Below are 17,105 nucleotides of genomic sequence, written 5' to 3' on the forward strand. Positions count from 1 at the left end.
GCAAGCAAGAGAATAGCTCATCTGAAGCCATTAACAGAAAAAGAGATATGAATGCAGCAGAACGTTACAATAGTCCGGAGAGTTCTTCCCGCAGTCGGTTGAGGACCCGTTTTTTGGCTGCGTATACGGCGTCGCGGGTCATGCCCAGTTCGTCGGCAACTTCGCTGGCGGGAACGTTATCGATTTCAAACCGCAAGAAGGCTTTGACGACATTGTCGCTGAAGTCCTGCTCCAGAATCTGGAGGGCGCGATGATAGACTTCGGCCATTTCTTCTCGCAGTTCCTGCGGGTTCGACGTCACTTCCGGCTGTGCCTGCAACTGCTGCCAGGCGTCAGTACCACCGGCAGCCTGGTCCTGTTTCTGTCGTGCGCGGAAAAAGTCCATCACGCGAGAACGGGTTATCGATTTGAGCCAGCTGCGGAAAGACCCACAGCGCTGATCGTGTTGAAAATCATCCAGCTTCCGATGGACTGTCTGAAAAATGTTCTGCAGGATGTCGGTCGTGTCACTGGACTGCAGAGAATAGCGAGATACCCAGCGATAAACCAGCGGTGCATAAATCGTGGCGATCATCTCCCAGGCCGTCTCGTCTCCACCCCGGGCGCGTTCCAGCAGGCTCAGGGAGGTCGGGTTGTAATTCGTTTCAGTACACATGATGATAATTACAAAATAGAGGTCAACTGGAATAACTGGGTTTATTCTGACTGTTAACGTAACCGCTCACAAGTCTTTATTTTGATATCCGGTTGAAACAGAAAAAATGATTCAAATCCCGTCAAACCGCTTATGTCCGGACCATCAGGAAATGTACCGTTTTGTGATGGGGGAACTGGATGAACCATCTTCACAGGTTCTCTCCGACCACGTGGAACAGTGTTCTCAATGCAATGACATTATTACCATGGAAGATCAGGTCCTGCTGGCCTGGTTACGTCGCGGCCTGAAATCTCCCCCGCCTGCAGACGACCCGGAAATTCTAAGAGCAATCCAGATTGCAAAACGGGCAGGTATAAAACAGCAACAGAAGGACACTCCCTCGTTGATGGGGGTACCAGAGGAGATGCGAGACTACCAGATCCTCGAACAGATCGGGGCCGGTGGCATGGGCATTGTCTACCGTGCGCTGCACAGAAGACTGAAACGCGAAGTCGTCATCAAAGTACTCAACAAGAAAATGTCTGACGATCCGTCCGCCGTCTTACGGTTTGAACGCGAGATGGAGGCCATCGGTAGCCTGAATCATGCCCACATCGTCGCAGCGCATGACGCTGGCGAAGTCGAAGGCACTCATTACCTTGTGATGGAGTACGTGGATGGCGTCAACGTCAGTCAGTTATCCAAACGACTCAAACAGTTATCTGTCGCGGATGCCTGTGAAATTGTCCGGCAGACGGCAGAGGCACTGGAGTTTGCCCACAAGCAGGCTTTGATCCACCGGGATATCAAACCCGCCAACCTGATGATTACGCAGCAGGGAGTCGTTAAAGTGCTCGACCTGGGGCTGGCACGACTGTTGAATCAGGACAAGCAGGAAGCGGAATTAACCACCACAGGCCAGATCATGGGAACCGTGGAATACATGGCCCCCGAACAGGCGGAGTCCATGATGGATGTCGACTACCGGGCCGACATCTACAGCCTGGGAGTCACGCTGTATAAACTGCTCGCCGGAACATCTCCGTATCGATTTGAAGAACAGGAACCTGTCTGGAAACGTCTGCAAAAAATCACGTCCCAACCGACTATCCCCCTCACCGAGATTCGCGCGGACCTGCCTGCACCACTTGTAGAACTGGTTTCCCGAATGCTGGAGCGAACACCGGAAAACCGCCCGGCTTCCATGGCTGAAATCGCAGACAGCCTGGAACCGTACTGCGAGGGAAGTCATCTGGAACAATTGATTTCAGCCGACGCCAGTGAATACGCCGACCTGCACAATACGTCTCAGACGATCCTGGAAAGCTCGCTGAATGGAACCCGGTTTGCGCCAGACTCCCGACCGGAAAAAAAAACCGTTCTCGAACCCGCTTCTGACGACAATCGTGGAGACAATCAAAAACGAACTCTGCTGGCTTCGCTGGGAGGCTTGGGACTGATCGCAGTCCTGTCCGTAATTATTTTCCTGCAGTCTGCATCCGGCTCTGTGGAAATCAGACTCGCCGATGGTGTTTCAGACGACATCCAGATCAATGTCCTGCAGGCAGGTCAGGTCATCAAGGTCGCCGACCAGAAGTCGGGCTGGAAAATCGAACTCTCGACTGGCGAATACCAGTTACAGTTGAACGGCTCCAGCGACCGGATTCAACTCGACAAACACCAGATCCGAGTCTTGAGGGGACAGTCGGAAGTCGTCAGTATCACTCGGAAGCCTGAGACAACCCTGGCGAGGCAGGAGCCCGGGCAGCCATCCGTGCTGAAAAAAGAACAGCCAGATCTTACTGCCGATTTCAAATGGCCCGCAAAGACGAAAACGTCAAAAATTCAGGGGATTCTGAATGAGCCCGCCGTGTTTCCGGAAATCCCAGACTGGCAAATCCCGCTGACGGGAGTTCACAAACAGGCGCGTTTCAGTCCGGACGGGAAGTATTATCTTTCCAGCGATGGCAACAACTCACCAATCCTGACATTGACCCAGGTTGCCACAGGAGAGGAACTTCAGACTCATCAATCAATAAGATTCAACAAGTGGACCGCGGACAGTTGGTACTCCTGGTCGCCAGACAGCCGTTCCTACTGTCTGGTTACGAATCAAGGCGTGACTATCTCCTCGATCGATCCTACCCGAAAAGCAGTTCAAATCCCCATCAATATCCCTTTAGAGGGTAGAATCAGCAGCCTGGCCTGGCGCCCTGATGGACGCGACATTGCCGTCGCACTTTATCACGAGAATCATCGCAGTCAAATACGGCTCTATCATCCCGACGGTACTCCCGGAGACGTGCTCATTGATCAAAAATTAATGCGGACCGGGCAACCGCAACCTGCTTATTGGAAACTGGCCTGGTCTCCCGATTCCCATAATCTAATCGCCTGTAGCACAGGAAAGAATGCTGTGTTACACATCGATACACAGACGAATCAAATCGAACCCTGGTTACAAGATCATCCCTTCTCAATTCATCAGGCTGTATGGAGCCCCGATGGAAAGTCTATCGCATTTTCAGACGACAAACAGATTTTATTGGCATCTCCCCAGGGGGATATCCAGAAACGGCATACTTTGGCTAATCTCTGGGCGCATGAGTTGCTGTGGTCTCCTGATTCCGAGAGCTTACTCGTATTATCTAACTCCTCGTATCTGATTCCCCTAAAAGGAAAACCGGTCCCCTTTCGCAAAGCAGAATCAAACCTCAGGGACTACCTGCTGGCAGCGACACCGGGCAGAGACGGACAACGTATTCTGGCCTTGGATAATCTGCTTGAACTGCAGTGGTACGATTTCACAACAGGTGAAGCTCAAGCTGTCGTCGAACCTCCCTCAGCTACTGTTCCTGTCTGGGATTCCCGGGGAGATCTTCCAGTGCAAAATATGGTCTGGAATCGGCGAGGAACACAACTGGCAACGTTCAGTCGCTACAATACCACGTCCAGGCGTTCTCATATTCAGCTCTGGAATGCCGATGGAACCGGAGCGGAAACCGTGTCGATCCCCGGCTCTGCCGCACGAGTGGACTTTGACCCGCGCGGCGATCTCCTTACTATCGGAACAATAGAGGGGCGACTTTTTTCAGTGGTCCGGTCAACCCGATCAACCTCCTGCCGAAATCCTGGCTAAGGTTTATAACAATCTACACTACATCAGGCCGGAAATATCGTTCAGTCATGACGGCCGTTACATTGCCTGTAAATCAGGCGTCTACGACCGCGACCAAAACAAAATTACCTGGACCCCACCCTACGAAAAAGAGGGGCGCTATGGATTGATCACGGCCTGGTCGCCTGTAGAAAATGTGTTCGCTGTGGTCAGTGGAACCGATGGTATCGTTTCACTGCACAAACCGGATGGAACACTGGTCGGAAAAGTGTCTCCTGAGAAACCAGCAAATCCAGGAATCATGATCATTCGCTGGAGTCCTGACGGAAAGTGGATCGCAGTCCCACAGCAACAATCGGACTCAGTAGCGTTCTACAGTCGTGACCTCAAACAAAAGCTTCAGATACCCAAACCAGAGTCCTTTGAGGATTCACATGCTTCATTCTGGAACTGGTCATCAGACAGCCAGTATTTTATGGGGCTGGGCTCTAAAGCTGGTAAGTCGGACAGGGCTCTGGTTATTTTCTCCCCCGACAAACAACAGGCCCGGATCAGTCAGTATCAGTTTCCCGATTATACCACTGCACTTCTCTCTGCCTCCCCTGCGGGTAACCTGATCCTGCTGGTACAAAAAATGGGAACACTCTGCATTCACAAACTGGACAATCAGCAAGGTCCCGAAATCGGTCCTGTGCTGTGGAAGGGGCAGATGTTCGCGGATGGTTCCTCTGCGAGCTTTACGCCCTCGGGGGAACTGCTCAGCGAATCGCAGGAGGGCAGTCAGAATCTCCGCTGCCTGGTCAGAGAAGCAGACGGCGCGTTGACTCCCTGGCGTTATTCCGAATTTCAGCGCCGCGTCTTCCTTTCTCCCGGCAAGGCTGCGCTGATGTCGGTCCTCAGCCGGGGTGGACAGATTCGTTCTACCAGTTCGGGAGAACTGCTCACCGCATACTGTAACATCCAGGGTCTGACGAACATTGAATCACTTTCTGAACCGGTTCTCATCGAACTGACCCAGGGGGTGACTAACCTGCAGGGACTGGAAAACCTCAAAGTCGTCCCTGAGGGAACCCGGCTCAATTTTTCAGACAACAGAGAATGCACCGACAAAATACTCAGCCAGATCCAGGGCGCCACCGCGCTGGTCGGCCTGAATCTGACAGGCACAGCAGCGACATCCGACTGTCTGCCTACATTACAGTCACTTAGTGAACTGCGTGAATTGAACCTGTCAAAGACGGGCATTCGCGACGAGACCGTGGCCGGTCTCACCAGTCTCAAGGAGTTGCGTTCGCTCGAGATATCAAACACATTAATCTCTGACCGCAGCATTGATGCCCTGCTTGAACTGCCTCAATTACAGTCACTGAATCTCACCAACTGCCAAATCTCAGAAAAAGCAATCAAGCGTTTCCGAGACGCACGCCCCGATTGTCAGGTGATATGGTCACATTGAGGGGTATTATTTATTTCAGAATAGCACAACTAAATCCAGCCTGCGGTGAAATGTTTTTTCCTTACTGTTCGTCACGCCATTCCAGATGTTTTTGCTCGAGTTCTCGCATTTGGGAAAAAGCCAGTCCTTTCGGCAATGAAACACAGTGACCGCAAGTGAATCTGAAGGTTGCCGATTTTTCAGAGAGTCGTTTACTCCTGCAATAGAAACTCTGATCCACTCTTGAGATATAAACGCGCCCAATTTGGACTCATGGCGTGTGAAGGTTCGTTGTGGTACGGGATATAGAATTGGCAGTGGACGTTGCCCAAAGAATCTATGAAGAGATATCTTCCCTTATTTGTCTCTTCGACCAGAATCCAATCGTCTACCGTTTGCGTTTGCCGCCCCTCAGTTGTCGAAACGAAGAGACCATTGCCGAAGTACTCTGTGGTCTTATCAGAAAAGTTAAAAAAGGCAATATTACTACTCCCTCCTTGAATGTCCGACCAGTCCCAGGACGTAAAGCTCACGTTATTATTGAAAACCGAAATGGTCGACTCATTCACGATGTTGATATCATGTTGTGCAAGCCAAGGCCCCTGTTGATACCACACAATCGAACCATCTTGTGGTCGAAACTGAACGATCGCACTTTTATCGCGAAGACTTAAAAACAAATCTCCCTTCTTCCAAAACTTACCATCACGCTTGACGGGCAACACATTATTCAGATGGTACGGATCCCGGTAGGGACCGTCTGGCATTGTCGTCGCCGGCGTCGCCTCCAACAGCGTCTGAAGCAAACCGTTGTTTGAAAACATGTCGCTCAGTGAGTAGAAATGGAGCCTCTTGCCCTTCGCATCAAGGCATAACACTGCGTCCTCACGAAATCGCAAGTTTTTGGCGAGTGAGTGCCTCAAATCAACGGAGCAAGTCCAGATATTGCCGTCGTCGTCCAGTTCAATCGAATGATGAACAAGCTCCTCACTCTTCCAGAGCAGGTCTGATTTCTTGTCAAGCTTATACATGTACCCCAGTACTCCGCAGTGGAATATCAGGGACATGTCATCTCCGATAATCGGCGAAAGAATTCGAATCGCGGCGAGATTGTTCGGTAACCGTTTATGTAAGGAGACTGAGATTTCCTGTGCTTCGAAATCGGCCTTCACTTCTTGTTTTAACCCCTGTATGTCTGCGAAGATCTTCCGTAGCGGAACATGCCAGGTATGTGCCACTTCACCGGTCTTGATGTTCTGCAGATAAACGCTACCTGTATCGGTCCCTTCGTAGCGGTAATATAGCAGGTAAAGGTGGTTGTTCAGTTGTTGAATATCAGAGAGTTCACCCAGCCTGGCTAGACCAGGTTCTGTATTCATCACGAATTCCTGATGCTCCAGCCCGGTCGATTTTACAGAGAACCAGAGTTTCACAGTTTCAGGGACGCTTGCGGCGGCCAGCAAGAATTTATCTACGATGTTTCGGTCGTTTGGCTGTTTTTCGACAGCTCTTATGCTCAGCCAGACAAGCCCCCAAACACAAAAGAACAGAACCAGAAAGCGTCGAAGAACTCTGATTGCCTGGTCGCGATTAAACTTCATGATTGATGGCCACCTTAACCAGCTTGTCATAGAGTTGTCTGGAGTCTGAAGGAACAGTAGATTCAGCCTGTTCGGAGCGAGTGCGTCGCCATTCCTTGACTTCAATAGCTTCGAATCGTTTGGCATCAATATCGAGAAACGGGCACAGACTCAACAACGACCCGCATGGATTTGCTAAATATTTCTCATAGCAAAAGAAACAGAAGTCGGGTTCGCCCGCGTAGAGATCGAATGCGTCGCGGTAGAAAACGTGCCAGACGCGAAGCCAATGTTCAAGGCAACTCGGGTCAGAGGCTGTAAGCGATTCGTCAGCATATTCGCCGAGTAACAGAATTTTCGAATGGAGTCCGAACTCGTGGTGGACAAGGAGATCCATGTAGTCGAGGGCGAAATCGTCTTCCTTCTGCAATTTGGATAAAATGTTGTGCTGCTCAAGTAGTGATTTCGCTTGAGCATACGGTTCTCTAAATGGAATCACGGTCCTTGTGGTCAGTCCGTTCCCTGCATCAAGTCGATGGAGTGACTTGGCGCGAAGGAGATGATTGTTGTTCTTCATCAGATAGGTCTTGCCACCTGCAACCATGCTCCGAAACTTCTGATATTCAACGTGGATGTCTTCGGCAACGTTATGTTGAATCAAGCGTTCCTCTTGAATAAAGTCGGGCCCGGAGAAGTGTAGCCAAAATGGCTCCTCTAACGCTTCATAGGTGCTGAGGCTATGCAGCATTCCGTCCTTATGTGACCGCTCCCTCTCCTTGTCTGTCTTGCGTGAGATCAGTTTTGGGCCAGTTCGAGGCATCAACACAAATGGCATGTTTCGATAGGAAAGGCTCACAAATTCTGGCAACTGACCCAGGTGCTGCATCAACGAGGTAGAGCCAGACCGTGCCAGCCCGGCGATGTAGACGTGTTGCAAAGGCGGAACGAGTTCCTTCCTGTTCAGAATGCACTCGAAGCACCATTGGAGTCTCGTAATCCCTCTGTTGCCGAGGAAGAGGTAGTGAAGAAATTTGTCCAGGGCAGAGTATTCCCAGCTACCAGATGTTTTCGGAAGGAAGGGCAGCAGGATGAGCGGAAGCAAAGTCCCGGCGATGAAAGGCCAGTGTAGCAGGTATTGCGGGAAAGCCGACTCTCTCCAGAGCTCAGGAGAAAAAAAAGAATTTTGGTTTTCCCCTCTGGCCGACTCCAAAGTAATGGCCAATAGAGCGATCATCGCGCCGACAATAAGAACGAGCAATATAGTCCTGAAAAGCACCTGCAAAAAAGAGAAGACCACCGGTTTGTATGCCTGCTTAGCAAGTCTAAACCGCTGATCATCGTCCAGCAGGGGATGACCGCTATGGTAGACGAACTTTGCGATCGAAAGAATCCAGCTGTCGACGGAACGACGGATTTGGAGCCCCTTGAAAACAATCATTAGAATCAGGGAGACCACAACGCCGAAAAGGAATTCATAAATCATGAATTCCTTTTCTCCGAGATCCGTTTCAGCAATCGTTTCATCGGGAACCACAGGAATGTGAACAGTGTAATGGCAATGAGTGAGAAAACTCCGATTACCACCAGTAGCGCACCTGCGCCGAGACCAGGTCCGAGATATGCGAAGATCATTTTCAATGAGTCCTTTGTTTGGTTCCCACAATGACAAAAAGTCAAAGCTGTGAAAAATGAACGCAACTCTTCGAGTTCAATTCAGACGCGAATCAAGCCTTTCACATCCCATTCTTCGCCTGCAAGTCTGCCATCGCAGAGTTTATCGAGTCCATCCTAAACAGAAACTCAAAATACAATGGCTGGATCAACCTTAATATTGGTCGATTTATGAGATTTATAATATCTCAAATCAACGAAGGGAGTCAAGAAAAGTCAGGGCACCTGCCCTGCTGAGTGTCGCCTTTTACATGAAATAAGATGTCTGGACCAAAAACTGATGGCAAAGTCGATGAACGAATCGTCGCTGACGGCGTCGTATCCCGTCCAATTCATTGCCAATGCGCTCCTGCCATTGAAGAGCCACTACGGTATGGTTGCATGGCTTTTCTCTGCGTGTCATACTTGGGGGCACGTCACTTTCCTGCGAGTTGTAATACCGATCAAGCAGGTTCAGGTCCTGCTGATCCAACTGCTCTTTGCATTCCTCCAAAAACTCCTGTCGTATCTCCAGAAGTTCATACCTTTCTTCTCTACGGATGGAGAGTTCCTTAATCAATTGTTCATCAAATCCGACGATGAAGCGTCTTTGCTTTCGCAGAGATTCCAGCACAACCAGACGGGCAATCCCGCAAGCCCAGCGGGTGAAATCGCGATCCGGCTGAAACTCTTCAAATTTCTGCCACAGAACCACAGATGTTTCCTGCATGACTTCGTCGGCATCTGCTTTTCTGGGAACCAGAGAATAGATATATCTGTATACATGAGGGTGTGCGGCTGAGTAATATCGCATAAACGGACAATGATCGAGCGGAGGTATTACCTCATTGTCATCAGGTATTTGAGACGAAGAATTATTTTGGCGAATGATATTGTGGGTATACATAGTTGCGCACCTGAAGCCGTGGTCAAAAAGACTGAGCTACTTGTATCGCCGTAGACACCGGCAAATGGAAAAACAAATTGCCTGGTTTTGTTAAATTAACGGAATCTGAACAGTTTTGAGTCTGCAAAAAGGACCGAATTTCTGTTCGAATATAGCGAGTATTTTCAGTGATTTGAGTTCGGTAAATTGTAAAACGTCAGCAGGAAATTATGGGAGAAAGAGTGCTGACAGGGGAAAAGCAACGATCATAAGCGACTGTTACAACTATTCCAGACAGTGTCGTCTTCGGAACTTTCGAGGAAAATAGAAAGGCAAAAACCAGTTTCTTCAGAATGGCCCTGGACTTGCTTTTCCGGGAAATTGTCCCCGAGATGACTTAATGCAGTTCTGTTTCTGTCGAAACAGAGTAAGGCGGTGAATTTTGTTAGAAGTGGCTTTGCCTTGATGAAAACAAAATACATTACGATCAAGTGCCAGCTAACGTCGCAGGGCGTAGGCCGGGACTCGCAAGCCATCTCGCCGTCTGAAATGACGCTGCCAGGGTGGAAATCCATTTCAAGATGAAGTCGCCTCTGGAGACAAGCTCACATCCAACGGCCATTTACGGCATACGATCTCCAACTCATGTCAGTTCTTTCAACCGATTTTATTTCAAAGATTGATTCACTACAGAACTAGACGTGCGACAGCCTGTTTGTATCCAACGACTGGGCGCGAAGCGGGGGCGATGTTAGGATAGAAAACGGGTTATGCCTGAGCGGTTTCAGGATCAACCTGAATTAAAATCCCGGCTAATACCAGATTGAGTGAACAGTGCAAAAAATGAACGCTCCGCGATTACGAATCCGTTTATCTCTCCTCTTACTTCTGTCAGCGTTCCCCGTGGCCGCTGCAGAAAAAACAGCATCTCTGCAACTGACATTGCCGCCCACGTTTTATGCAGTGCCCGGAGTGGAGATGAATATCTACTACGACAACATCGTGCTGACCGAAACGCCAGAAAAATACCGGTTTGAAGTCAGTTGTAACATTGGCACGGTCGAACAGGACCGCTGGACCATTACACCGACACCGTCCGATGTTGGCCAGCATCCGTTGTCCATCAAAGTGACTGACGCCAACGGAGCGAACCTGGGAACAGCGAAAACAGTCCTGCATGTTTCAGCGGCCAATTCCGGTTTCCTCCGCGACACCTGTCGGTTGTTGATTATTGGTGACAGCTTAACAAACGCAACCACATACTCCAACGAAATCGCTCGACTTCTCTCAACACCCGGTAATCCGAAATGGCAGATGCTGGGAACACACAGACCGAAATCCGCCGCCGCAGGTGTCGCCCATGAAGGTTACGGTGGTTGGACCTGGCAACGGTTCGTTTCGCAGTACGAGCCCAACCCCGATGGTACCAACCGTAAACGCAGCAGCCCCTTCGTGTACGTCGGTAAGGACGGCAAGCCGGGCCTCGACTTCAAACGTTACTTCAAAGAAGAATGCAACGGCAACACGCCAGACGTTGTGATTATTATGTTGGGCATCAACGATTGTTTCTCAGCGAAACAGGACGCCATTGATGCAAAAGTCGATGGCATGTTCACCCAGTCTGATATCTTAATCAAAGCCCTGCAAGCTGCCGCGCCGCAGGCAGAGGTGGGAATTTGTTTGACCACGCCCGGGAATTCCCGCCAGGAAGCATTTTATGCCAACTACAAAGACCGCTACAGCCGTTGGGGCTGGAAAAAAATTCAACACCGGCTGGTGCAACGGCAAATCGAAAAATTCGCAGGCCGCGAAAAACAAAACCTGTTCATCATCCCCACTGAGTTAAACCTTGATGTCGTCAACGGCTATCCCGTCAATAATGGCGTCCATCCCAACAAGGTCGGTTACCAGCAAATCGGAGTGAGTATTTATTCGTGGTTGAAGTCTCGGCTGGAAGAATGAGGCGAGCCCTCGCATAAATGGCTGGAATGTCGTGAAAGATAGCAGGGCATATCATTCCAACTGCAACAGGTTAAGTGCAATTGACCTATTGGGGGAGCGTATGGCAGTGTTCTGTAAACACACGCCGGAACTGGTTCAGGTTTATACCGATCAATTGGCATTCGCGCGGCATTCAAAAGGTGTTGTAATAACCTCAAACACTGCGTAGGTAGTATTTGAGTCTGTTATAGTAGATTATTCCAGCCTGTCTCGTTCACTTCTAATCCGTAGGTCGGTGGTTCGAACCCACCCGGGCGTTATTCAGCGATTCACTGGAGTGGTGAATCGTTTTATTTTGTTTCTGGGACCGGGTTCTTCGCAAACGATCAAGCGCCTTTTCGCATACTGTCCTGTTGTTTTCATGGTGGATTTAATTGTCTTTAAAAACTGGTATGAAAACGGGTTTTTAAGTGGTCCAGGAAGCTTTTTTGTAATCAGGCAAGGCATAATCCTCTAGTTGATGCGTGGAACGCTGGCTTCTGCCTGTATTTGCTATTAAACTGAGAATGTTGATATGAATTTCAATCTGATTCTCTGTCGCTCTTTTAATACGGATAATGCTAGAACTATGAAGCCATTTTTTCTCCGCTGTGCCGTACCTTCTTTGAAATCCGCTGGTTGGACTGTTGCTCTGTGTCTGTCACTCTGTGTGACCAGTTTCGTCAGTGCGGCGCCGCTGGTTTACGAAGGGACGGAGGGACCTGGTAAAGGAAAGCATATCGTTTTTCTTGCAGGCGATCATGAATATCGGTCTGAAGAATCACTGCCGGAACTGGCACGTATTCTGGCAAAACACCACGGCTTCAAGTGTACCGTGTTGTTTAATATCGATCCGGAAACCGGAGAAATCGTGGCGGGTAACTCCAACATGCCGGGACTCGAAACCCTTAAAACGGCGGATCTGGCGGTAGTATTCCTGCGGTTCCAGAATTTCCCCAAAGAACAGATGCAGCATTTCGTTGACTACCTCAAGCGGGGGGGGCCGGCGGTCGGCATGCGAACTGCGACGCATGCGTTCAATATGCCTGCGACAGCTCCCTTTTCGGAATATTCCTACAACAGTAAAGATAAAGACTACGAACTGGGCTTTGGTCATCAGGTGCTGGGGCAGACCTGGGTGGGGCACTATGGAACCAACCATAAGCAGAGCACACGTATCAAAGTAGTTGACGACAAGAAGAATCATCCGATTTTGCGCGGTGTGAAAGACATCTGGGTGCAGGCGGGCGGCTATGTGGGCAAGCCGACTGATGGTGAAGTGCTGACGATGGCACAGCCTTTGAACGGCATGAAACAGGATTCACCTGCCGACGAGACGAAGCCACCTATGCCTTCCGAATGGACCCGGACGTATACCTCCCCTTCTGGAAAGAAAGGCCGCGTTTTTACGACGCTGTATGGAACACCCGAGGATCTATTGAATGAAGGCTACCGGCGGATGCTGGTCAACGCGTGTTTCTGGGCGCTCGGGATGGAAGATGCGATCAAAGAGGACGCTGACGTTGATTTAGTTGGTCCCTTTAAACCTAACACATTTGGTAATGGAACTTATGCGCGTGGTATCAAACCGGAAGCGTATGCCGGTTTTAAGAGTCCGATACCGGCTAATCACAATACTAAAAAGCCGAAAGTAAAACACAAAGGGCATCATCACTCGCAAGAGAAAAATAACAAGCCTGAGAAAAAAACGTCCCGGAAGCCGACGGCTTCGATTGCGACAGGTAAGCCGGCGCAGTTTGTACGCATTGAACTTCCGGGCGACAAACGCATTCTCACACTGGCAGAAGTCGAAGTGATCAGCGGTGGGAAAAATATCGCAAAAGGGGGCAAGGCCACACAGTCGAGCACCATGGGTTCCGCTGTCGCTGCCAAGGCACTGGATGGCAATAAAAGTTCTGACTGGGGTAAAGGGGGTCAGACCCATACTGCCAATGCGGGCACAAAAAATCCCTGGTGGGAAGTCGATCTGGGGCAGCCAGTCGATGTCGAAAAGATTGGTATCTGGAACCGCCAGGGGTTCGAGGGACGTCTGGAAGATTTCACACTGACGCTGCTGGACGCAAATCGGAAAGAGGTGTTTAAGGTCGCGAAAGTGGCCGCTCCCTTTACGATGGAGATTGACGTCAAACACGGGGGCAAGCTGGAATATCTGACCTTCAGGGGATCAGCGGGTGTTCCGTATAAGTCAACGTCCAAGTCCGTCGGTGCGGAGTCTCACAGCCAAAACGACGATCCGACGCTGGTCGACGTACCGGCTGGTTACCGTGATCCCCTGCCCTTTGCTTTTCAACAGGGAGATGTGGTTGCCATTCTCGGTAATGGACTGCCTGATCGGATGCAGCATGACGGCTGGCTGGAAACACTGTTACAGAGTGAACTGCAGGGAAAACAGGTTCGTTTTCGAAACATGAGTGCAAGCGGCGACCGTGTGGATTCATTTCCGCGCAGCAAAGGTGCCGCCACGATTACCGAATATCTGCGGCATGTGAAAGCGGACGTCGTGTTTGCTTTCTTCGGCTTTAATGAATCTTTCGAAGGTGTGAAGCAGGCGGACGAGTATCAGAGAAAGCTCGTGGACTTTGTCAAAAGGACCCGTGGCTCCAAGGCGAACGGAAAATCTTTTCCTCGCATTGTTTTGTTCAGCCCGATTGCACATGAAGATACCGGAAACAAAAACGTGCCTGATGGCAAGGCGCACAACATACAACTGGCCGCCTATACCAAGGCCACGGCAGCCGCAGCGCGAGAAGCGGGGGTCGGGTATGTTGATCTGTTTCACCCTTCTCTGCAGATGTTCAAGGAGTCGAGTGCGCCACTGACCATCAACGGAGTGCATCTGACCGAAGAAGGTAACAAAAAACTGGCCGAAATTATTTCGTCGTCATTGTCCGGTCACCAGGTGAGCGCATCGCAGACGATGGAACCTCTGCGGTCGGCTGTACTGGATAAGGCGTATAAGTGGAATAACCGCTATCGTGCCCGTGATGGGAACGATGTGTGGGGAGGCAGATCGATTCTCAAGTTTACGAACGATCAGACTAACGCCGTTGTCTTGCAGCATGAGCTTTCGATGCTGGATGTGATGACGAACAATCGAGATGAACGTATCTGGGCCGTTGCCAAGGGTGAGGATCTTAAAGTTGACGACAGCAATGTACCGCAGCCCGTTAAAGTGATCTCGAATGTCGGTGGAGGCAGCAAGAGTTCCAGTGCAGTGAAAGAGGGGAACCTCAACTATATCAGTGGTGAGGAAGGCATTCAACATATGGCTCTTGCTGACGGTTTTGAGGTCAGCCTGTTCGCCGATGAAAAACAGTTCCCCGAACTGGTCAACCCGGTACAAATGCAGTTCGATACCAAAGGGCGCCTGTGGGCGGCTGTCTGGCCGACTTATCCCAAGTGGGAACCGCTGAAAGAGATGAACGATGCATTGATCATTCTGCATGATGATGACAACGACGGCAAAGCAGATCGCGTGACCGAGTTTGCCCGGATCCAGAATCCGCTGGGTTTTGAGTTCTGGAATGGGGGTGTGCTGGTGGCCTCCGCACCGGAAATCGTCTTCCTGAAAGACACAGATGGTGATGACGTAGCCGATGTCCGTACTGTGATGCTGCAGGGCCTCGATTCTTCTGATACTCACCATGCTGCGAATAATCTGATTTATGGTCCAGATGGTGCCATCTACTGGCAGAGTGGTGTATTCATGGTGCATAACCACGAACACCCCTGGGGACCGTCTCTACAGGCCAGTGAGTCGGCCATGTATCGCTTTGATCCGCGACGGTTCACCATTTCGATGCATGCGATCAATTCTCCGAATCCGCACGGCATTTCATTTGATTACTGGGGTTATCATTACGCAACCGATGGAACCGGGGGCCGTGCGTACCAGGTACGACCGGATAAAGCCGGATTCAAAATGCACGAACTGTTGAAAAAAGAAGTGCGACCTGTCACCGCCAGCGAAGTGGTCAGCAGTGCTCACTTTCCTGAAGATATGCAGGGGGACTTTCTGATCTGTAACGTGATCGGGTTTCTGGGCATCAAGCACTACGATCTGGCACGAAACGCCGAAGATGGTACTGTGTGGGGTGAGCCTGCCGGTGATGACCTGGCGGTAATGAGAGTTAATGCAGACGGATCCAGAACGGAAGACAAATCCAAAGGCCTGATGATGAGTGGAGACAAGAATTTCCGCCCTGCCGATGCGATTTTTGCCCCTGATGGATCATTGTATTTCTGCGACTGGCATAATGTCATTATCGGACACATGCAGCATAATGTGCGTGATCCCAACCGCGACCATCAACATGGTCGTATTTATAGAATGACGGCGAAGGGACGTCCCCTGCAGGAGCCGGTTGCTATTGACGGTCAGCCAATTGCCGCATTGCTCGAAAATCTGAAATCGCCCATTGATGGCATTCGCCATCGGACCCGCGTCGAATTGAGTGAACGCGATTCAGAGGCTGTGATTGCTGCCACCAGGGAGTGGGTCAAACAGTTTGATCCGAATAAAAAAGAAGATGCGCACCACCTGCTCGAAGCGCTCTGGCTGCATCAGCAACATAACGACCGGAATCTTGAGTTACTGGGAGTGCTGTTGAAGTCTCCTGAGCCTCACGCGCGGATTGCCGCGAACACGGTGAAGCATTTGTGGTTCAACGTGGAAAGCACGATGCGTGGTGGCGTGATTGCGGAATCGGAGGAAGCCGCAACACAGAAGTCAGGCATTCTCAGTGATACGCCTGAACTCACGACGATTCGCATCGGGACGGTCCGCGAACGGATGAGATATGATGTGACGAAATTGACCGTCAAGCCTGGCAAGAAAGTGAAGCTTACATTTGCGAACCCGGATTATATGCCTCATAACATTATGCTGGTCAATCCCGGGAAAGCTGATGAAGTGGGACTCGCGGCGATTGATCTGGGAGCCAGCGGGTTTTCCGTTGGTTTTGTTCCGGAGAGTAAAGAAATCCTGTGGGCCAGCAAGCTGGTTGACCATGGTCAGGAAGAGACGATCGAGTTTGTTGCTCCGACGATGGAAGGCGCTTATCCTTATATCTGCTCCTTCCCCGGACATCACCTGCTGATGCGTGGAACGATGTACGTGACGAACGATCTCAAAGAATTTCTTGCTAAAAATCCAGAGCAGGTTACTAAGATTACAGAGTGGAAACTGGCCGATCTGGAAGCCGACCTGAAACGGGTGGGACAGCATCGAAACTTTACGCGGGGACAGCAGGTTTTCACCAAACTTGCCTGTGCCCAGTGTCATAAGTTAAATAAGGACAGTACGACCCTCGGCAATAATCTTTCAATCGGTCCCAATCTTGATGAAGTCATCAAGAAGCATAAGAACGACCCTAAAGCCATCCTGGCGGAGATTCTGGAGCCTTCCCGTAAAATTGAGGATAAGTACAAAACGGTATTGATCCTGCTGGATGACGGACGGAGCCTGAACGGCAACATCGTCGCAGAGGATCAGACCTCAATCACAATCGTGACGGGGCCGCCTCAGGTGAAGGAGCAGAAAGTATTGAAGAGTGCGATCGAGTTCCAGCGCAGCTCCCCTGTCTCCATCATGCCGGCAGCGTTGCTGAATACTCTAGGCAAAGAAGAAATTCTGGATCTGCTGGCATACGTACTCTCAGGTGGAAACGCTAAAGATGCAGCCTTCCATCATCATCATTAACCGCGCAACGTATTACAATGATGATCGAATAGAAGTGGCGGCGCGAAGGTGATTGTTACTGATCGTATTGTCGCGCCATGCGGTTTATTCATGATAT

At 50.3% G+C, this 17,105-nt stretch carries 8 protein-coding genes; 4 read left to right on the forward strand and 4 right to left on the reverse strand.

Annotation, left to right across the window (positions count from 1 at the left end; all coding sequences use genetic code 11):
• Positions 1-64 precede the first annotated feature (64 nt).
• Positions 65-655, reverse strand: a complete 591-nt coding sequence (locus GmarT_RS12705) for an RNA polymerase sigma factor (protein ID WP_002646124.1) — start codon at positions 653-655, stop codon at positions 65-67.
• Positions 656-806: 151 nt separating this feature from the next.
• On the opposite strand from GmarT_RS12705, the gene GmarT_RS12710 reads away from it, so the two are divergent.
• Positions 807-3,776, forward strand: coding sequence for a WD40 repeat domain-containing serine/threonine protein kinase (locus GmarT_RS12710; RefSeq protein WP_187782360.1), 2,970 nt, complete (start codon positions 807-809; stop codon positions 3,774-3,776).
• Positions 3,777-3,921: 145 nt separating this feature from the next.
• Positions 3,922-5,211: a hypothetical protein gene (locus tag GmarT_RS12715; protein WP_002646122.1), complete on the forward strand. Its 1,290-nt coding sequence runs from the start codon at positions 3,922-3,924 to the stop codon at positions 5,209-5,211.
• Between the two features lie 191 nt (positions 5,212-5,402).
• Here the strand turns inward: GmarT_RS12715 and GmarT_RS12720 are convergent, their stop codons facing one another.
• The 3 genes from GmarT_RS12720 to GmarT_RS12725 form a co-directional block, all read right to left on the reverse strand.
• Complete coding sequence (locus tag GmarT_RS12720; RefSeq protein ID WP_002646121.1) at positions 5,403-6,791, reverse strand: arylsulfotransferase family protein; 1,389 nt, start codon at positions 6,789-6,791, stop codon at positions 5,403-5,405.
• Positions 6,781-8,304 carry a hypothetical protein gene (locus GmarT_RS29510; protein WP_157158936.1) on the reverse strand — a complete coding sequence of 508 codons (1,524 nt, stop codon included), beginning with the start codon at positions 8,302-8,304 and terminating at the stop codon, positions 6,781-6,783. The genes GmarT_RS12720 and GmarT_RS29510 overlap by 11 nt, the downstream gene beginning before the upstream one ends.
• A 384-nt stretch (positions 8,305-8,688) precedes the next feature.
• Positions 8,689-9,327, reverse strand: a complete 639-nt coding sequence (locus GmarT_RS12725; protein WP_081459460.1) for a sigma-70 family RNA polymerase sigma factor — start codon at positions 9,325-9,327, stop codon at positions 8,689-8,691.
• Positions 9,328-10,209: 882 nt separating this feature from the next.
• Between GmarT_RS12725 and GmarT_RS12730 the strand changes: the two genes are divergently transcribed.
• Positions 10,210-11,268, forward strand: a complete 1,059-nt coding sequence (locus tag GmarT_RS12730; RefSeq protein WP_196251320.1) for an SGNH/GDSL hydrolase family protein — start codon at positions 10,210-10,212, stop codon at positions 11,266-11,268.
• A gap of 607 nt (positions 11,269-11,875) precedes the next feature.
• The gene (locus tag GmarT_RS12735) at positions 11,876-17,008 is read left to right on the forward strand and encodes a PVC-type heme-binding CxxCH protein (RefSeq protein ID WP_232288139.1); all 5,133 of its coding nucleotides are present in this window, start codon (positions 11,876-11,878) and stop codon (positions 17,006-17,008) included.
• The last annotated feature ends 97 nt before the right edge of the window (positions 17,009-17,105 follow it).

Source organism: Gimesia maris (genome assembly GCF_008298035.1).
Taxonomy (GTDB): Bacteria; Planctomycetota; Planctomycetia; order Planctomycetales; family Planctomycetaceae; genus Gimesia; species Gimesia maris.